Source organism: Streptacidiphilus sp. PAMC 29251 (assembly GCF_054208735.2).
The window spans coordinates 9014249-9028851 of the sequence record NZ_CM135725.2 but is presented as its reverse complement, the minus strand read 5'-3'; the positions used below and the strand labels follow the sequence as shown (position 1 = coordinate 9028851).

The following is a 14603-nucleotide window of genomic DNA, read 5'->3' as shown; positions in this document are numbered from 1 at the left end:
GGTAGCGGGTCGAGTCCCGCCCGTGACTATGGTTCCACGCGTGGAACGTAGCCGCTACGCCACCCCCTGGGGCGTAAGTCTCACGGGTGACACATGAGGCTTTCTGCCGCACCGCAGGTAGGCGCGTGCATGATTTTTAAGTAGCCCGTCCGGTTCATGTTGCATGAGTGGAACCAGTGCGCTACGTTAGTTCCAGGAGCGGAACTTGCCCCGTCTCTGGAACCAGGAGGTGAACCATGGAACCCCTGATCAACGTAGCCAAGCTTCGCGAAGTCGCAGCCTCGATGGGCGACAAGACGGACTACAGCATCCACAAGCGCACCGGGCTCCCCAAGAGCACCATCTCCCGCCTGTTCAACGGCATCGGCGAGCCGAAGCTGTCGACCGTGGACAAGCTCGGCGAGCCCTACGGCCTCAAGCGTGACGACCTCTGGCCGGTGGCCGCATGACCCGAGACGAAGCCCTCGCAGGCGCTGCCGCCGTCCTCGCCCAGGCCCGACTGCGGCGCGACGCCCAGACACCACGCGAAGCCGCCAAGGCTGCCTGGTACCCCGGCTACCCCATCTCGCTTGCCCAGCTTGAAGCCCTGATCATCCGTCAGCGCGAAGAAGCCACGGCCGCCCTGGCCGCAGGTCACCGCACCGCCGCCTGAGCCCCAGCAAATCGGCCCGGCCGCTCCACTCGGGGCCATCCGAGCAGGCAGCCAGGCCGCGAAGCACCACCCGCAACCTCAACCGAAGGGATGGCACCTCGTGTCCATCATTCCCCAGAACGGCTCGCCGTTCGACTCCATCGCAGGCGAGGACGGCCGCTGGTCGGCGCGCTCGCTGCAGGTCCTGATGGGCTACTCCCGCTGGGAGAACCTCGCGCCGGCCCTGACGCGGGCCATGACGAGTGCCCACAACGAGGGCCTCAACATCGAGGACCACTTCCTGGGATCGCAGGAAATCGCAGGTGAGAACGGTGCTGGCCGCCGTGACTACCGCCTGACCCGCCATGCCGCGTACCTGCTGGCGATGAACGGCGACCCGAACAAGCCGGAGGTCGCCGCCGCACAGTCGTACTTCGCGGCGAAGACCCGCGAAGCCGAGCTTGGTATCGCCCCGCGTGAGATGACGAAGCTCGAAGCGTTGCAGGCGGCGATCGAGTCGGAGCAGGGGCGTCTGGTCGCTGAGGCCCGGGTCGCGGAGTTGGAGCCGATCGCGCACAGCTGGACGGTCCTGGCGTCGGGTGACGAGGACTACGCGGTTGCGGACACGGCGAAGTTCCTGTCCCGTGACCCCGGGATCCAGTTGGGCCGGGACCGCCTGTTCACGGTGCTGCGGGAGTACGGATGGGCGTGCCGGCAGGGCGCGGACCAGAAGCACCGGGCGAAGCAGTACGCGGTGGAGCGCCGCTGGCTCTCCGAGATCCCGCAGTCGCACTTCCACCCGCGTACCGGTGACCTGGTGTTGGATCCGCCGCAGGTGCGGGTGACGGTGAAGGGCCTGCATGAGTTGCACAAGCGGCTCGGTGGCACGGCCCCGGTTCAGGCTCCGCTGCCCGCCGCGATCGCCGGCGGTGTCCGATGACGAGGATCATCCGCGACCCCCAGCTCGGCCCGGTGCTTGCACTGGTTGCCCTGCGGACGGGCCACCCGCACTTGCCGCCCGTTGGGTGGACCTTGACGAGCGAGGGCCACCTGTCGGGTACGGCTGACGCCCCGAAGGTGTTCGCGGCCTACGCGGCAGTGCTGGGCGGTACCCCGATGGGTCCGATCGCTTACCAGTCCCCTTCGGCTGGCAGCGGTCTGTGTGACCAGTTGTTCGCGACGTGGCAGGACGTGGAGTTCAGCCTCGCCGGGATCTACACCACTCACCCCGCGGCGGTGGCGTCATGAGCGCCTCGTCGTTGGTGCGCCGCCGGGGCGGCGCCGGTGTGGCCCGGGCCACGGTGGAGCACTTCCCTGCCCTGACCCGCCGGTATGCGACGGCTGCTGAGGACCGGGCCCGGGTCGAGGTCGAGCTTGCTGCGGCGCGTAGGGCCAGGTCGCCTTACGTTGCGTACCTGGAGGGGCTGCTGGAGTCCCCGGATCCGCAGGTGGCGCACGCCGTGTACGTGGCCCGGCTTGAGGCTGAGGCTGCTGACCTGCGGCGCCGGCTGGCCGAGGTGACGCGATGAGCCTCGATCCGTGGTCTTCGCTCCAGACCGTGCCCCTTTCGTACGAGGCCGGCGCGTTCGAGCCTCTCCCCTGCCGCTCGACCTTCACCCATGCCACCGGTGGCCGTCTGCGCTGCTCGCTCGACGCCGATCACCTGCAGGACCCGTTCGATCCGCGTCACGGCGACGGCCCGGTGTTCCGGTGGTCGGAGGAGCAAGCCGCGGCCGAGAGGACTGCGCTGCTGGCGTCGTTCGCTGGCTGGCTGTGCCTGTCCTGCGAGCGCCCGTGCGATCGCCGCTACTACCAGGGCTGCTGCACGCGGGCCTGCTCGAACAGGGAGGCCTGCCGGTGAACGTCCTCCTCACTCCGAAGTCGTACACCGCCATCGACGCGAAGCTCGACGGCCGCGGTGTCTTCGCGAAGCAGTTCACGCAGATGGTCGGCGGCAAGGTCGCCACGGTCGGGATGCGGGTCGGCGCCAAGCCGGGCCATGTGGTGGCGTTCTTCGGCGACAGGATCCTCCTCGGCAAGGACGGCGTCGTCTCCGTGCTCCGGGCTGCGGCCGTGTCGGCGGCGCGCTGGAACCACGAGTACCCGATCGGCATCCGCGTGGTGGCGTACCCGGGGTTCCGCCCCGGTGTTGCGCCGGGCCTGGAGTGCAAGTGCCTGGAGACAGTGACCCGGACTCCGGCATGGGAGCTGGGCCACGGCCAGCCGGTGGTGTCGATCGAGGGCTACCCCGGCGGGATCGCCCTGACGCACGTCGACGTGATCGGCGGTGCACTGTGACCGGCCCGCTGCCGCAGCCCGGTTCCCGCTTGTCGAAGGTCCGCGTGATGGAGACCGCCAACGGGGCCTGGCGCGTCCGGTACCGCCTCAATGGCAAGCGCCGGTCGACGTGCGCGTTCTCAAGCCGCGACCTGGCCCAGGACTGCGCCACCGGGCTGCACGACCTCTTCCCCGACCTTCCGACCAGCGGAGGTGCGAAGTGACGAATCCCAATGAGAAGCGAGAGCGTTCCGTGAACCTCACCTCACAGCAGGTCGCTGTGCTCACAGGCCCGCTGCAAGCCCAGCGCGTACAGCATCTGCGGGGCAACTCACATCTGGAGGCCTGGGATATCCGCCGCTGGCTGATCCGGGTGTTCGGGTTCGGCGGGTGGTCTGACGAGACCCTCGAACTCGCCTGCATCTCCCAAGTCGAGATCAACAAGGGCCGCTGGACAGTGATCTACAGGGCCCAGGTCCGCCTGACCGTGAAGGACGTGAACGGATCGGTCCTGACGCACTGGGATGACGCGGCCTGCGGGTCGGGTCAGAACCAGCCCAATCTGGCGGACGCCCACGACATGGGCATGAAGACCGCCCTGTCGCAGGCTCTGAAGCGGTGCGCGGTGAACCTGGGCGACCAGTTCGGGCTCTCCCTCTACAACGACGGGCAGACGCAGCCTGTCGTCATCCGCTCGGCCGCCTACGCGGCCCCTGAGGCTGCCGAGAGCCTGCCCGAGGACCCACCGGTCAAGCCGGAGCCACAGTCACCGGCCGAAGCGGGCGACAACCCCGCCGCAGGGGGATCGCCAGCGGAGCCCGAGCAGGCCGGGGTCGTACCCGACATGGCTGCCATGGCGGAAGGCGAAGCCGATCGCGCTTTCGCCCGCAGCCTCATGGAGAAGGCCGCAGGCCAAGTCGGCTTTGCTGACGCACTGGCCAACCAGTTCATGTCGTCCTACGGGCACAGCATCGACGAGGGCACCATCGCCGAGTACCACGAGGCGCGAGGCCTGATGCTCGGGAGCGTGGCCGCATGAGCCTCCGCGATCTAGCCCTGGAAGAGGCCCAGCTCAAAGCGCTGTCTGATGCGGTGGCCGAACGCCTGAAAGAGATCCGCGGCAGCGTTCAGGCTGGTCTCGACCAGGCTCAGCACGACTCCGGGACGCGCCAGATCGCCGTGCTCCTCCCTGACGGGACGCCCGTTGCCACGGTGACACTTCCCGAGCCGAACCCTGAAGCGAAGGTCACGGACTCGGACGCGCTGACGGCCTGGGTGGTTGCTAACTACCCGACCGAAATCCAGCGGGAGTTCGTGACCACGGTCCGAGGTGCTTTCGCGAACCGGCTGCTTGCCGAGATGACCGCGGCCGGCGTGGCTCAGGTGGTGGACAAAGAGACCGGGGTGATCCACACGGTGCCCGGCGTCGAGGTGAGGCCCACTCGCAGTCGCTCGCACCGTCTCACCTTCAGGCCTGCGGGCCGCGAACTCATTGCCGAGGCGTGGCAGGCCGGACACCTCTCACTGCCGGGGGTCACAGCACCACCCCGGGCACTGCCCCCTGCGGCTGACGAGCCGTCCGCAGCCTGACGTACCAGTGGGGGCCGCACGTAGCGGCCCCCACCCAGATCGATCCGAACCAAGGAGATCCAATGCCTACCGTACCCAACCAACCCACCGAGATCGTCAAGCTCGACCTCTCGGCGGGCTCCGTCCACACGATTCGGGTCGACGGCGAGCCGTACATCGTCTTCCGCCATGCGGTCGAGGGGATCGGGCTGGACTACTCCGCCCAACTCCGGAAGATCCGCGAGCGGTCCTGGGCCAACCGTAGGGAAGTTGCCACGGTTGCCTCGGACGGCAAGACCCGCCAGATGGTGGTGGTTGACGAGAAGACCTTCCTGATGTGGCTGGCCACGGTGAACGAGACGAAGGTCGCCGCCGACGTCCGCCCCATCCTGATGGCCTACCAGAGCGAGACCACTGACATGGTCCGCAACTACTGGGTCAAGGGCGGTGCGATCAACGAGCGCGCCTCGGACGAGCAGCTCACGGTCCTTGCCGAGGAGATCGAGCTGCGGCGGATCCGCCGCTGCGTCGGCCTGGTGCAGCTGATCGCCGCGATGGACGACACGGTCGACCCGAAGTGGAAGCGTTCGCGGCAGCTGCACCACTACGCCGAGGCGGCCGGGGAGATCGCCTCGATCCCGCTGCAGGACCGGGCGTTGATGGTCGAGCCGTACCTGAAGGACAAGGGCCTGCGCCCGGTCGACATCAAGGCCATCCGGTCGCCGTTCGGCCGGCGCGTCTCGCTGGCGTTCGAGATGACGCACGGCGAGAAGCCGAAGGACTCGGTGGGTCTGGTCGATGGCCGCGAGCGCCCGGTGAAGTCGTACACCGAGGCGGACCGGCCGCTGATGGACAAGGTCTGGGACGAGTTCTACGCCGACAAGTACCCGCAGCGTGAGGACGGCGCGGCGTGAGCGCCTTCCTCGCCCACTTCTGGGCTGTCGTCTACGCCGCCTGCGCCCTGTTTCTGCTGGCCATCCCCGCTGAGGCCGCGGTCCGCAGCGCCCGCCACCACCGCTCGCCCGAGGAGGGCTGATGTCTGCGAAGCAGGAGAACGAGAGGCTCCGCGCCGAGGTCGCGTCCCTGACCTCGGCCCTGAAGGAGTCCCGGGCCGACGCCGCCGCGCACCTGCGGAACATCGAGCCCCTGACTGACAAGGCCGCCCGTGTCGTCGACGCCGAGGCCGCGCTGTACAAGGCGCACCGGGACCGTGACACCGCCTGGGGCCGTATCGGCGAGCTGGAACGGCAGCTCGAAAGCCGGGACGCGGAGAACGCGCAGCTCGCCGGCAAGTTGGGGTCGGCGCTTGCCGCAATCGAAGCCGCTCGGGCTGCCGCCGCATGGAAGCCGAGGATCGTCCGATGAGCCGCCTCGCGTTCATCGACACGGAGACGACGGGCCTGAACGCGCGGATCCACAGTCTCTGGGAGGTCGCGGTCATCGTCCGCGACCCGGGGCTGCCGGACGAGGAGTACGTGTGGCAGGTCCGCCCGGACCTGACCAACGCGGACCCCAAGGGCCTGGCAGTCGGCGGGTTCGAGGAGCGGTTCTGTGTCCGTGACGGCTGGGATGCCTGTGTGACGACCCCCGGGGCGTCGCCGTTCAACCTGACGCGGGCCGAGTTCCTGACCGACCTGCAGACCATCCTGCGCGGCGCGGTGTTGATCGGGTCGAACCCGGCGTTCGACGACCGGTTCCTGACGGCGCTGATGCAGGAGTTCCAGCTCAAGACCACCTGGCACTACCGGCCGGACGACGTGGTCGCGATGGCTGCCGGCTGGCTGCATGCCAAGGGCCGCACGGAGGCGCTGGGGCGGCCGTGGCGCTCGTATGAGATCTCCGAGGCGGTCGGCGTTCCGCGCCCCGCCGAGGACGTGGCGCATACGGCGCTCGGCGATGCCAAGTGGGCGAAGGCCCTGTACGGCGCGGTGACGGGCGGTGGGTCATGAGCCTCCTTGCTGCCTTCCGTCCGCGCCCGCAGGTCTCGCTGCCTCCGTCCCGTGCCATGTCCGCCCAGTGGCACTACCGCCCGCCGGAGCCGGGCCTGGTCCCGGCTCCGCGCCTGGTCCCGATCCCGGGGTCGTGCCCGCTGGCGTACGAGCGGGAGGAGCGGCGGGACTGCTCGCGCTGCGGGGGCGAGTACGACGCCCGGGTCCGCGTGAACGGGTTCCGCTGCCTGCACTGCAACGAGATCACTTACCTCTGACCCTCATCCCTCCTGGCCTGCGGATTCGTCTGCGCCCGGCCAGGCCCCACTAGACCCTCAAAGCTTCCGGAGAACCACATGAACAAGGCATCACTGATCGAAGCCGTCGCCAAGACCCTCGGGTCGAAGGCGGCACCGGGCGCGGTCGAGGCCGTTCTCGACGCCATCGCCCGCGAACTCGCCGACCGCGGCACCGCCGCCGTGACCGGCTTCGGGACCTTCAAGACCGTCACCACCCAGGCCAGGAAGGCGCGTAACCCGCAGACGGGCGAAAGCGTGACCGTGCCGGCGCGGACGAAGGTCAGGTTCGTGCCGGGGCAGAACCTGGCCGACCTCGCCAACGGCGACAAGGCCGTCCCGCTGAACGGCTCGGCGATCTCGAAGGCCCCCAAGGGGTCGCTGGTCGGCGGTGCCCGATGAGCCGCACCAAGACTCCGCGCCGCCCCGCCGCGCGTACCGCCCGGCACTCCCCTGCCGAGATCAAGACCCTGGTCCCGGGTCACGCCCGCGGTGCTGCCGCGTTCATCGCGATGCGCCGCAAGGGCTCCCTGTGGGCCGTCGTGGACAGCAACCGCGGCGACTGGACCCCGGACTACTGGGACGGCCGAGCATGGCTGCCGCTGACCGAGGAGACCCCCGCCAAGGACGCGTACCGGTGGACCGAGGCCACGGCCCGCGAACTGATGGAGCACTACGCGCAGCAGGCCGCCGAGATCGAGTCGCACTACATCGGCCTGGGCCCACTGGAGACGGTGCGCCGCATCGAGGCCATCGCGGGAACGGGCCCCGGCGAGGAGCCCGTCACGCTCGCCCAGGCCCAGGCCGCGGTGCGGGTGGCTGAGGCCGAGGTGCGGGAACGGGTGTCGCACCGCCGGGTCCCCGAGGCCACGGCCGAGGGCATCAGCGTGCCGGCGCCGAAGGACGTTCCCGGGTTCGGCGAGACCAGCAGCACCGTCGCCGCAACCGTCCGCGACAAGGCGCTGCCCGACCTCGCCGAGGACGACGAGGACCCGGACGTGATGACTGGCCTGGGTCACAGCATCCCCGCCACCACGGATGCCGAGGAGGCAGACGCGGAGAGGACGACGGCCGTCAGTGCCGCCGCGATCCGGGAGCTGACCGGCAACGGCGACACCCAGGCGATGTCCCAACTCCCCGCCGACGCCGAGCCGCCGGCCGAGAACCAGCCGCCGATGCCCGCGGTGCCGCCCGCCCTGGGACCGGTCCCGCTCGTCGACTGGGGCCGCGGCAAGCCCGTCCTCACCACCGCCTGATCGTCCAGACCGACCCTCAACCGAAAGGCACCACCCGTGAGCTACACCGCTGTCACCCCCCGCAAGGTCTTCAACTGGGCCGCCGCCGGCCTCGGGATCCTCGTCCTGATCCTGGCCGTCGTCATGGCCTTCACCTGGGGCTTCAAGGCCTTCGGCCGTTCGCAGGCCACGTCCGACGCGAACAACGCCGCCCACATCGCGATCATCAAGGCCAACAACCAGGTCCAGACCACGAACATCCAGATCTCCACGCAGGCCCAGCAGTTGAAGGTCCACCAGGAGCAGGCCGCGATCCGGCAGGCCGACGCCGTCGGGATCCGCGAGGCCCAGAACCAGATCTCCGGGACCCTGACGCCGCTGTACGTGCAGTGGGAGATGACGCAGGCCCTGGTGCAGATCGCCCAGTCCGGCAAGAACTCCTCGGTGATCTACATCCCGGCCGGCGCCGGCGGTGTGCCGCTCGTGTCCGGTGCCGGGTCGCTGCCCGCCGTGACCAGCCCCGCGAAGTAGCCCACCCCTCACCTGTCCGAGAGGCCTGCCATGACCCAGCTCACGACCGCGACCTTGCCGCTGCCGGATCCCGGTGTGCAGCGGACCTGCACCGCGTCGACGGCCTGCCCGACCGTGGTCCTCGGCCACGACCCCGACCATGCGGACGGCCTGATCGCCGACCACCACGACCGTGTGCACGGCATCCCGGCCCGCACCGCCACAACCTGACCCGCTCGCCGCGCGCAGGCCAGCAGCCTGCGCGCGGCACCCACCAGGAGACCTCATGGACCAGCACCCGTACTTCCTCGTCATCGGCCTCGCGATCCTCGCCGTCGCCGCGTGCGCCTGCATCGCGCTCCTGATCCTCGCCTTCTACCTCAACGAGAAGTACCGGGCCGCAGCCATCGACCGGCGCACCGCCCAGGCCGCTGCGATCCGCGACGCCCGCTTCCACGCCCAGGCCGGCGAGCAGGTGGCGTCATGAACCTCCTCGCCCTGTTCCGCCGTACACCCGCCAGCCCTACCCCGGGGCGCCACAGCGCCCAGTGGACCAGCATGCAGATCGAGCTGGCCGAACTGCGCCAGCGTCCCTCCGCCGAGGACTTCCACGCCGCGGTGCAGCGCGAGAGGTGCCAACTCCAAGAGATCCACTCCACCGAGACCGGGCAGCTGCGGGCAGCCGTAGCGGCCGAACGCCGCGGCTGGCATCAGGCGCTGCACCTGGCCGGCAAGGCAAACGCCGAACTGAGGGGCGAGCGCGACATCCTGCAGCTGGCCCATGACCGGCTGGAAGGGATGCTGACCGCGCTGCGGGTTCCCGTCGACGCTACTGGCATCGATGTTCCGGCGCCGGCCGACCTGCCCGGCAGCTACTTCACCGCGCCCGAAGCCATCACGCCCACGGCCGGCACCGGGACCACCGACCCCGACGCCGACACCCAGACCGTGAACGCAGCCGACGTGCGCGACCCCATGGGCATGGGCGACACCGCCGAGATCCCGATCCCCGCCAGACCCGACCTGCGGTACGCGCACACGGTCGCACCCGACCCGGAAGCCGACACCCGCCCGATGGTCAGCGTCGGACTCCTCGCCCAACTCGCCAGCACCTGACCGGTGCGCGGCCACCAGCGGCGCCGCGCACCCACCGCAACCGGGGGAATCCCATGACCCATATCGACGCCTACCTCCTACTCATCGGCATCACCGAACGCGTCCACCCCATCCGCGTGGGCGCCCTGCTCCTGGCCGCGATCGCACTCATCGCCTACCTGGTCAGCGACCTGACCCGACGACCCAAGGACGACCAGTGACCGACCTCCTCGCCCCCGAAACCACGGCCACCACCACCGGGCCCACCGTGATCGGCCTCGACACGAGCCTGACCGCCACCGGCATCGCCTCCTCCAACGGATGGTGCGAGACCGTCGGCTACACCGACAAGAAGAACCCCCTCACCAAACTGCCCCACCGCCAGCGGCTGGAGGCCATGACCGTGCTCCTCGGCCAGGTCCTCCTGGTCGTCGGCCACCCCGACCTCGTCGTCCTCGAAGCCCCCTCGTTCGCATCCCTGGGCGGCGGCGGCCACGAACGCGCCTGGCTGTGGTGGGAGCTCTACCGCACCCTGACCGGCCGAAGCATCCCCGTCGGCCTCATGGCCCCCTCGCTGCGGATGCTCTACGCCACCGGCAAGGGCTCCGCGACCAAGAACGTCGTCGTCGACGCCGTCGCCCGACGCTGGCCCGACTGGGCGACCGGCGGAGACGACAACCAGGCCGACGCCGTCGTCCTCATGGCCGCCGGCCGGGACTGGGCCGGCCACCCCATCACCGACATGCCCAAGCCCAACCGGGCCGCAGTCGAGCGAGCGGTCTGGCCCGAGGGGCTGGCCTCATGACCACCGCACTCGTCGTCACCGTCGCCGTCCTGGGCGCCCTGGCCGCCTCCCTGCTGCTCGGCATCGGCGTCGGCAAATGCCTGCGCGGCCCGCAGCCCCGCACCCCCAGGAGGAAGCGGTGAAACACGACTGGCACCAGTACACCCGGGGCGCAGACGGCGGCCACCTGCTGTGGACCGGGACCATGCACCACGGCTCCCCCACCCTGCGCACCCGCCGCCGCCGGTCGGTCCGGCACCTGTCCCTCGAAGAGCAGCGCGGGCGCCGCGCCGTCGGGCGCGTCACCACCACCTGCGGCCTCGGCAACTGCCTGGCCGCAGACCACCTGGCCGACTACACCGACCGCCAGCGCCTGTACGCCCAGCAGGCCGAGGCACTCGGAATGCCCACCTACCGGGGCGTGTGCCGCAGCGGCCACGACTGGGCCGAGAACGCCGTCTTCGAGCCCTGCGGGCGGCGCCACTGCACCGCCTGCGCCCAGCACGTCCCCGAGGACACGGACCCGCTCGCGATCGAACAGGTCGTCGCCGGCTACCGCGTCCCGCTGGCGGCCTGGACCGACCGGCGCGAAGCCGTCCGGCAACTGATCGGCCGCGGCGCTACCCACGACCAGTGCGCCGAAGCCGTCGGCGTCGCCAGCCGCACCGTCAACCGATGGGCTGTCCAGCACAACTGGCGCAAGCCCAAGCAGCTCGCCGCCTGACCCACCGCCGGTGCCCGCACCCGCGGGCCCACCAACGAAAGGAAAACCAGCATGAGCGCCACCATCACCCTCAACGGCCGGCTGACCGCCGACCCCGATATGCGGTTCACCCCCAGCGGCATGGCCGTCGCCAAGTTCACCATCGTCACCTCCCGCCGCACCAAGAACGAGCAGACCGGCGAGTGGGCCGACGCCGACACCACGTTCTGGGACTGCACCGCATTCAAGACCCTCGCCGAGAACGCCGCCGAATCCCTGGCCAAGGGCATGGAGGTCGTCGCCGTCGGCCGCGCCGTGCAGGAGAACTGGCAGGACAAGGAGACCGGCGCGAAGCGCTCCAAGATCGCCGTGAAGCTCGACAGCATCGGCCCGAACCTGGCCCGCGCCTCCGCGAAGGTCTCCCGGGCACAGCCCAACAACCCGGCCCAGCAGAACGGCGCCCCGCAGCAGTCCGCTCAGCAGGGCAACGGCGGCGGGTGGGGCCAGCAGGCGCCCCCGCAGCAGGCCCAGCAGGGCGGCTGGGGCAACACCCCGCAGCAGCAGGGCGGCTTCCCCGACGCGCCGCCCTTCTGACCCGGCCGGCCCGGGGCCGGTTCGGTCGGCCCCGGGCCACACCACCCCAGTCCACACCCAAACCGAAAGGCACACCACATGAGCAGCGCCAAACTCGCCGCAGCCCTCCCCACCGGAGACGCCAACGGCCTGGACCCGATCGTCCGGCCCCTCCTGGACCGCCCCGACCGCATGCAGGTCGTCATCGCCCTGGTCGACAACAAGTCCACCATCACCGACAACGACACCGGCAACACCCTGCCGACCCTGCGGATCCGCCGCATCGAAGCCGTCCTGCGCATGGACCTGTCCACCGTCGAACAGATCCTGCGCCGCTCCGTCGAAGCCCGCACCGGCACCGCCGTCCTGCCCCTCGAACTCGAAGACGAACTCTCCGCGATCTTCGCCGGACTCGTCATCGACAAGGACACCGGCGAAATCACCGACGTCAACGCCGAAGGACCCGAGGAAGCCTGATGAACCAGGGCAGCGCACGCACAGCAAGCAGCACCACCTGCCCGCTGTGCGGCGCGCCCTGCATCACCACCCCCACCGGCCGGCTCCTCGAACCCCACCCACACCCCCTCGCCATCCACCTCCCCGACGGTCAACGCCTCAACGCCGTCACCGCAGCCGCCATCTCCACCGGCCGCGCACCACCCCGAGCCCACCACCCGCACGCACCAGGCCCCTACGGCTGCACCCCGCCCCCACCCCTCACCCTCTTCTGATCCACGAGGAGCACCGCCCGGATGAGCACCAGCACCAACCAGGACGACTACCGTCCGGGCGCCCAACCGCACCACCCCGAGGAACCGGCCTGGCGCGCCCGCGTCCCCGAATCCGCCCGCTACCTCGTCCTCATCGGCTGCCTCGCCGCGCACATCGAACTCCAGCCCGACCGCACCGCCGCCACCCGCCGCACCATCCACGACCTCTACAAGGCCGTCGACAACCTTCCCGGAGGTGACCACCAGTGAGCGCCTTCGAGACAGTTATGGACGCCCTGCGCGACCGCGGCGAACGCATCATCGCCCGCGGCGGCACCGCCCGCACCCGCGGCCTGTGCCACAACGGCGACGCCCCCGACACCGTCGCCCTCGCCATCGGCCACGACAAGCGCGTCCTCGTCCACTGCTTCAAAGGCTGCAACCCCGAGGAATATGTCGCACCCCTGGGCCTTGCCATGACCGACCTCTATGAGGCCAAGGCCAAAGACGTCATCGGCCGCGTCGCCACCTCGTACACCTACATCGACGCCGAAGGCACCGTCGTTCAGTACGTCGACCGGTACTTCCCCAAGAAGTTCCGGCCCCGCCTGCCCAATGGCACCCGCAAGCACCCCGAGCGGGCCAACCGCGTCCTGTACCGGCTCCCCCAAGTCGCCGTCGCTGCCAAGGACGGAAGCATCGTCTACGTCGTCGAAGGCGAGAAGGACGCCGACCGGCTCACAGCCGCAGGTGCGATCGCCACCACCATGCCCGGCGGCACCGGCATGGGCTGGGAGGAGCACTACAGCCAAGCCCTGGTCGGCGCGCAGGTCATCGTCATCGCCGACCGCGACCCCAAGGGCGAGGGCCTGACCCACGCCGACAAGGTCATCGCGTCGCTGACCCGCCACCACATCCCCTGCCAACTCCTGCTGCCCGCAGTTGGCAAGGACGTCGCCGACCACCTTTCGGCTGGCCTGGGACCCGGCGACCTCATCACCCTGGACCAGCTCAACGAGGCTCCCGCCGCCGAGCAGCAGGCTGACGACCCGGGCGCCGAAGAACATCCCGAGGACCAAGACGTCGTCGAACAGAAGATCGCCGCTCTAATCGGCGAACTCCTCGACACCGACGACCTCGACAACATCCCCAACCTGCAGCCCCTGATCGCCGACATGCTCTTCCTCGACTCACTTGCCCGCGTCAACGGTCCTTCCGGACACGGCAAGTCCTTCGTCACCCTCGACTTCGCCGGCTGCGTCGGCACCGGCTCCGACTGGCACGGCCACGCCACCTCCCAAGGGCTGGTCATCTACCTCGTTGCCGAGGGTGCCCGCGGTATCCGCAAGCGCGTGAGGGCCTGGGAGAAGCAGAACGGCATGCGGATGACCGGAGTGAAGTTCCTGCCGCGCCCGGTGCAGGCCATGGATGTCGAGTGGCTCGTCCTGATCGAAGTCTGCCGACGCCTGCGCCCCGCCCTGATCATCGTCGACACCCAGGCCCGCGTCACCGTCGGTGTGGAGGAGAACTCCGCCACCGAGATGGGCCGCGTCGTCCACCGCATGGAGGAGCTCCGTGGCGCCTCCGGGGCCTGCCTGCTGCTGGTCCACCACAAGGGCCTGAGCGGGGACCACGGCCGCGGGTCCACCGCCGTCAAGGGGGCGATGCAGACCGAACTGACCGTCACCAAGGAAGGGTCGCGGGTCATCGTTGCGACCGACAAGCAGAAGGACACCGAGGAACTCGGCAAGATCGGCTTCACCCTCACCTCGGTCCAGCTCGACGGTGAGGCCGAGGAGGACGGGCGCCCTGTCACCTCCGCCGTCCTTGTTCCGATCGACACCCCGATGCCTGTCAGCCCGGGGCAGATCGCCGCATGGCTCGATGCCCAGGATGTGCCCTCCGACTGGGGTCGGGAGAGGGTCACAAAGGTCCTCGGCGAGGCTGGGGTCAAGGTCCGGAAGGACAAGATTGAGCAGGCGATCCGGATCAGGAAACTGCAGTCCGAAGACCTGCCCCCGCCCCGGGGCAGGTTTCCAAAAGATAGTGCCCCGAAGTCGGGGGCAGGTTTTGAAGAAACCCCAGATGAGACCTGCCCCCAAGGCCCGGGGCAGGACCTGCCCCCGTCCTCACTCCACCACCTGCCCCCGCCCACCACCTTTAGGTGGGGGCAGGTAGGGGGAACCGGGGCAGTTTCCGGGGCTCCAGAGCATCCCGAATGCACCGTCTGCGGCCACCGGTTGGACGCCGACTGGGCCGCCCGCGGACACGACACACACCTCGCCTGCTGAC

At 69.9% G+C, this 14603-nt stretch carries 30 protein-coding genes; all 30 read left to right on the top strand.

Going from position 1 to position 14603, the window contains the following annotated elements; translation table 11 throughout:
- The first annotated feature begins 236 nt into the window (after positions 1 to 236).
- The 30 genes from ACXKR8_RS43100 (at position 237) to ACXKR8_RS42955 (ending at position 14602) form a co-directional block, all read left to right on the top strand.
- Positions 237 to 449: a helix-turn-helix domain-containing protein gene (locus ACXKR8_RS43100; RefSeq protein WP_458269974.1), complete on the top strand. Its 213-nt coding sequence runs from the start codon at positions 237 to 239 to the stop codon at positions 447 to 449.
- Positions 446 to 652 (top strand): hypothetical protein, encoded by a 207-nt coding sequence (locus ACXKR8_RS43095; RefSeq protein WP_458269973.1) that lies wholly within the window; start codon positions 446 to 448, stop codon positions 650 to 652. Before ACXKR8_RS43100 ends, ACXKR8_RS43095 begins: the two co-directional genes overlap by 4 nt.
- A gap of 100 nt (positions 653 to 752) precedes the next feature.
- Complete coding sequence (locus tag ACXKR8_RS43090) at positions 753 to 1571, top strand: phage antirepressor KilAC domain-containing protein (protein ID WP_458269972.1); 819 nt, start codon at positions 753 to 755, stop codon at positions 1569 to 1571.
- Positions 1568 to 1879 (top strand): hypothetical protein, encoded by a 312-nt coding sequence (locus ACXKR8_RS43085; RefSeq protein ID WP_458269971.1) that lies wholly within the window; start codon positions 1568 to 1570, stop codon positions 1877 to 1879. Before ACXKR8_RS43090 ends, ACXKR8_RS43085 begins: the two co-directional genes overlap by 4 nt.
- Complete coding sequence (locus ACXKR8_RS43080; RefSeq protein ID WP_458269970.1) at positions 1876 to 2160, top strand: hypothetical protein; 285 nt, start codon at positions 1876 to 1878, stop codon at positions 2158 to 2160. Before ACXKR8_RS43085 ends, ACXKR8_RS43080 begins: the two co-directional genes overlap by 4 nt.
- Entirely contained in the window at positions 2157 to 2492 is a 336-nt protein-coding gene (locus ACXKR8_RS43075; RefSeq protein WP_458269969.1) for a hypothetical protein, read from the top strand. The genes ACXKR8_RS43080 and ACXKR8_RS43075 overlap by 4 nt, the downstream gene beginning before the upstream one ends.
- A complete protein-coding gene (locus ACXKR8_RS43070; protein WP_458269968.1) occupies positions 2489 to 2929 on the top strand; it encodes a hypothetical protein in 441 nt (146 codons plus the stop codon). Before ACXKR8_RS43075 ends, ACXKR8_RS43070 begins: the two co-directional genes overlap by 4 nt.
- 47 nt (positions 2930 to 2976) lie before the next feature.
- Positions 2977 to 3132 carry a hypothetical protein gene (locus ACXKR8_RS43065; protein WP_458269967.1) on the top strand — a complete coding sequence of 52 codons (156 nt, stop codon included), beginning with the start codon at positions 2977 to 2979 and terminating at the stop codon, positions 3130 to 3132.
- Positions 3129 to 3947 (top strand): Rad52/Rad22 family DNA repair protein, encoded by an 819-nt coding sequence (locus tag ACXKR8_RS43060; protein ID WP_462100074.1) that lies wholly within the window; start codon positions 3129 to 3131, stop codon positions 3945 to 3947. The genes ACXKR8_RS43065 and ACXKR8_RS43060 overlap by 4 nt, the downstream gene beginning before the upstream one ends.
- Positions 3944 to 4498: a hypothetical protein gene (locus ACXKR8_RS43055; protein ID WP_458269965.1), complete on the top strand. Its 555-nt coding sequence runs from the start codon at positions 3944 to 3946 to the stop codon at positions 4496 to 4498. The genes ACXKR8_RS43060 and ACXKR8_RS43055 overlap by 4 nt, the downstream gene beginning before the upstream one ends.
- A gap of 62 nt (positions 4499 to 4560) precedes the next feature.
- Positions 4561 to 5391 (top strand): phage antirepressor N-terminal domain-containing protein, encoded by an 831-nt coding sequence (locus ACXKR8_RS43050; RefSeq protein ID WP_458269964.1) that lies wholly within the window; start codon positions 4561 to 4563, stop codon positions 5389 to 5391.
- Entirely contained in the window at positions 5388 to 5513 is a 126-nt protein-coding gene (locus ACXKR8_RS43045) for a hypothetical protein (RefSeq protein WP_458269963.1), read from the top strand. The genes ACXKR8_RS43050 and ACXKR8_RS43045 overlap by 4 nt, the downstream gene beginning before the upstream one ends.
- Positions 5513 to 5842, top strand: a complete 330-nt coding sequence (locus tag ACXKR8_RS43040; RefSeq protein WP_458269962.1) for a hypothetical protein — start codon at positions 5513 to 5515, stop codon at positions 5840 to 5842. The genes ACXKR8_RS43045 and ACXKR8_RS43040 overlap by 1 nt, the downstream gene beginning before the upstream one ends.
- Positions 5839 to 6426 carry a 3'-5' exonuclease gene (locus ACXKR8_RS43035; RefSeq protein WP_458269961.1) on the top strand — a complete coding sequence of 196 codons (588 nt, stop codon included), beginning with the start codon at positions 5839 to 5841 and terminating at the stop codon, positions 6424 to 6426. Before ACXKR8_RS43040 ends, ACXKR8_RS43035 begins: the two co-directional genes overlap by 4 nt.
- Positions 6423 to 6683 carry a hypothetical protein gene (locus ACXKR8_RS43030; RefSeq protein ID WP_458269960.1) on the top strand — a complete coding sequence of 87 codons (261 nt, stop codon included), beginning with the start codon at positions 6423 to 6425 and terminating at the stop codon, positions 6681 to 6683. Before ACXKR8_RS43035 ends, ACXKR8_RS43030 begins: the two co-directional genes overlap by 4 nt.
- Before the next feature lie 78 nt (positions 6684 to 6761).
- Positions 6762 to 7103 (top strand): HU family DNA-binding protein, encoded by a 342-nt coding sequence (locus tag ACXKR8_RS43025; RefSeq protein WP_458269959.1) that lies wholly within the window; start codon positions 6762 to 6764, stop codon positions 7101 to 7103.
- Complete coding sequence (locus ACXKR8_RS43020; protein WP_458269958.1) at positions 7100 to 7957, top strand: hypothetical protein; 858 nt, start codon at positions 7100 to 7102, stop codon at positions 7955 to 7957. Before ACXKR8_RS43025 ends, ACXKR8_RS43020 begins: the two co-directional genes overlap by 4 nt.
- Before the next feature lie 36 nt (positions 7958 to 7993).
- Positions 7994 to 8467 (top strand): hypothetical protein, encoded by a 474-nt coding sequence (locus tag ACXKR8_RS43015; RefSeq protein WP_458269957.1) that lies wholly within the window; start codon positions 7994 to 7996, stop codon positions 8465 to 8467.
- Positions 8468 to 8497: 30 nt separating this feature from the next.
- Positions 8498 to 8677 carry a hypothetical protein gene (locus ACXKR8_RS43010; RefSeq protein ID WP_458269956.1) on the top strand — a complete coding sequence of 60 codons (180 nt, stop codon included), beginning with the start codon at positions 8498 to 8500 and terminating at the stop codon, positions 8675 to 8677.
- A 55-nt stretch (positions 8678 to 8732) separates the two neighbouring features.
- Positions 8733 to 8933, top strand: coding sequence for a hypothetical protein (locus tag ACXKR8_RS43005; RefSeq protein ID WP_458269955.1), 201 nt, complete (start codon positions 8733 to 8735; stop codon positions 8931 to 8933).
- Positions 8930 to 9562 carry a hypothetical protein gene (locus tag ACXKR8_RS43000; RefSeq protein ID WP_458269954.1) on the top strand — a complete coding sequence of 211 codons (633 nt, stop codon included), beginning with the start codon at positions 8930 to 8932 and terminating at the stop codon, positions 9560 to 9562. The genes ACXKR8_RS43005 and ACXKR8_RS43000 overlap by 4 nt, the downstream gene beginning before the upstream one ends.
- 53 nt (positions 9563 to 9615) lie before the next feature.
- Positions 9616 to 9762 carry a hypothetical protein gene (locus ACXKR8_RS42995; protein WP_458269953.1) on the top strand — a complete coding sequence of 49 codons (147 nt, stop codon included), beginning with the start codon at positions 9616 to 9618 and terminating at the stop codon, positions 9760 to 9762.
- Positions 9759 to 10346 (top strand): hypothetical protein, encoded by a 588-nt coding sequence (locus tag ACXKR8_RS42990; RefSeq protein ID WP_458269952.1) that lies wholly within the window; start codon positions 9759 to 9761, stop codon positions 10344 to 10346. Before ACXKR8_RS42995 ends, ACXKR8_RS42990 begins: the two co-directional genes overlap by 4 nt.
- The gene (locus tag ACXKR8_RS42985) at positions 10343 to 10468 is read left to right on the top strand and encodes a hypothetical protein (RefSeq protein WP_458269951.1); all 126 of its coding nucleotides are present in this window, start codon (positions 10343 to 10345) and stop codon (positions 10466 to 10468) included. Before ACXKR8_RS42990 ends, ACXKR8_RS42985 begins: the two co-directional genes overlap by 4 nt.
- Positions 10465 to 11049 (top strand): hypothetical protein, encoded by a 585-nt coding sequence (locus ACXKR8_RS42980; protein WP_458269950.1) that lies wholly within the window; start codon positions 10465 to 10467, stop codon positions 11047 to 11049. Before ACXKR8_RS42985 ends, ACXKR8_RS42980 begins: the two co-directional genes overlap by 4 nt.
- Positions 11050 to 11100: 51 nt before the next feature.
- Positions 11101 to 11622, top strand: a complete 522-nt coding sequence (gene ssb / locus ACXKR8_RS42975) for a single-stranded DNA-binding protein (RefSeq protein WP_458269949.1) — start codon at positions 11101 to 11103, stop codon at positions 11620 to 11622.
- A gap of 78 nt (positions 11623 to 11700) precedes the next feature.
- Positions 11701 to 12078, top strand: coding sequence for a hypothetical protein (locus tag ACXKR8_RS42970; protein WP_458269948.1), 378 nt, complete (start codon positions 11701 to 11703; stop codon positions 12076 to 12078).
- A complete protein-coding gene (locus ACXKR8_RS42965) occupies positions 12078 to 12332 on the top strand; it encodes a hypothetical protein (RefSeq protein WP_458269947.1) in 255 nt (84 codons plus the stop codon). Before ACXKR8_RS42970 ends, ACXKR8_RS42965 begins: the two co-directional genes overlap by 1 nt.
- 21 nt (positions 12333 to 12353) lie before the next feature.
- Positions 12354 to 12581 carry a hypothetical protein gene (locus tag ACXKR8_RS42960; RefSeq protein ID WP_458269946.1) on the top strand — a complete coding sequence of 76 codons (228 nt, stop codon included), beginning with the start codon at positions 12354 to 12356 and terminating at the stop codon, positions 12579 to 12581.
- Complete coding sequence (locus ACXKR8_RS42955) at positions 12578 to 14602, top strand: AAA family ATPase (RefSeq protein WP_458269945.1); 2025 nt, start codon at positions 12578 to 12580, stop codon at positions 14600 to 14602. The genes ACXKR8_RS42960 and ACXKR8_RS42955 overlap by 4 nt, the downstream gene beginning before the upstream one ends.
- Position 14603: the final 1 nt, after the last annotated feature.

Excerpts from the sequence above, each read along its gene's own strand:
- ACXKR8_RS43040 (WP_458269962.1), top strand. The coding sequence starts at position 5,513 with ATGTCTGCGAAGCAGGAGAACGAGAGGCTCCGCGCCGAGGTCGCGTCC.
- ACXKR8_RS42995 (WP_458269953.1), top strand. The coding sequence starts at position 9,616 with ATGACCCATATCGACGCCTACCTCCTACTCATCGGCATCACCGAACGC.
- ACXKR8_RS43075 (WP_458269969.1), top strand. The coding sequence starts at position 2,157 with ATGAGCCTCGATCCGTGGTCTTCGCTCCAGACCGTGCCCCTTTCGTAC.
- ACXKR8_RS43050 (WP_458269964.1), top strand. The coding sequence starts at position 4,561 with ATGCCTACCGTACCCAACCAACCCACCGAGATCGTCAAGCTCGACCTC.
- ACXKR8_RS43010 (WP_458269956.1), top strand. The coding sequence starts at position 8,498 with ATGACCCAGCTCACGACCGCGACCTTGCCGCTGCCGGATCCCGGTGTG.
- ACXKR8_RS42970 (WP_458269948.1), top strand. The coding sequence starts at position 11,701 with ATGAGCAGCGCCAAACTCGCCGCAGCCCTCCCCACCGGAGACGCCAAC.
- ACXKR8_RS43080 (WP_458269970.1), top strand. The coding sequence starts at position 1,876 with ATGAGCGCCTCGTCGTTGGTGCGCCGCCGGGGCGGCGCCGGTGTGGCC.
- ACXKR8_RS43000 (WP_458269954.1), top strand. The coding sequence starts at position 8,930 with ATGAACCTCCTCGCCCTGTTCCGCCGTACACCCGCCAGCCCTACCCCG.
- ACXKR8_RS43085 (WP_458269971.1), top strand. The coding sequence starts at position 1,568 with ATGACGAGGATCATCCGCGACCCCCAGCTCGGCCCGGTGCTTGCACTG.
- ACXKR8_RS43035 (WP_458269961.1), top strand. The coding sequence starts at position 5,839 with ATGAGCCGCCTCGCGTTCATCGACACGGAGACGACGGGCCTGAACGCG.
- ACXKR8_RS43030 (WP_458269960.1), top strand. The coding sequence starts at position 6,423 with ATGAGCCTCCTTGCTGCCTTCCGTCCGCGCCCGCAGGTCTCGCTGCCT.
- ssb (WP_458269949.1), top strand. The coding sequence starts at position 11,101 with ATGAGCGCCACCATCACCCTCAACGGCCGGCTGACCGCCGACCCCGAT.
- ACXKR8_RS43025 (WP_458269959.1), top strand. The coding sequence starts at position 6,762 with ATGAACAAGGCATCACTGATCGAAGCCGTCGCCAAGACCCTCGGGTCG.
- ACXKR8_RS43005 (WP_458269955.1), top strand. The coding sequence starts at position 8,733 with ATGGACCAGCACCCGTACTTCCTCGTCATCGGCCTCGCGATCCTCGCC.
- ACXKR8_RS42965 (WP_458269947.1), top strand. The coding sequence starts at position 12,078 with ATGAACCAGGGCAGCGCACGCACAGCAAGCAGCACCACCTGCCCGCTG.
- ACXKR8_RS43065 (WP_458269967.1), top strand. The coding sequence starts at position 2,977 with ATGGAGACCGCCAACGGGGCCTGGCGCGTCCGGTACCGCCTCAATGGC.
- ACXKR8_RS42985 (WP_458269951.1), top strand. The coding sequence starts at position 10,343 with ATGACCACCGCACTCGTCGTCACCGTCGCCGTCCTGGGCGCCCTGGCC.
- ACXKR8_RS43100 (WP_458269974.1), top strand. The coding sequence starts at position 237 with ATGGAACCCCTGATCAACGTAGCCAAGCTTCGCGAAGTCGCAGCCTCG.
- ACXKR8_RS43020 (WP_458269958.1), top strand. The coding sequence starts at position 7,100 with ATGAGCCGCACCAAGACTCCGCGCCGCCCCGCCGCGCGTACCGCCCGG.
- ACXKR8_RS42960 (WP_458269946.1), top strand. The coding sequence starts at position 12,354 with ATGAGCACCAGCACCAACCAGGACGACTACCGTCCGGGCGCCCAACCG.
- ACXKR8_RS43095 (WP_458269973.1), top strand. The coding sequence starts at position 446 with ATGACCCGAGACGAAGCCCTCGCAGGCGCTGCCGCCGTCCTCGCCCAG.
- ACXKR8_RS43055 (WP_458269965.1), top strand. The coding sequence starts at position 3,944 with ATGAGCCTCCGCGATCTAGCCCTGGAAGAGGCCCAGCTCAAAGCGCTG.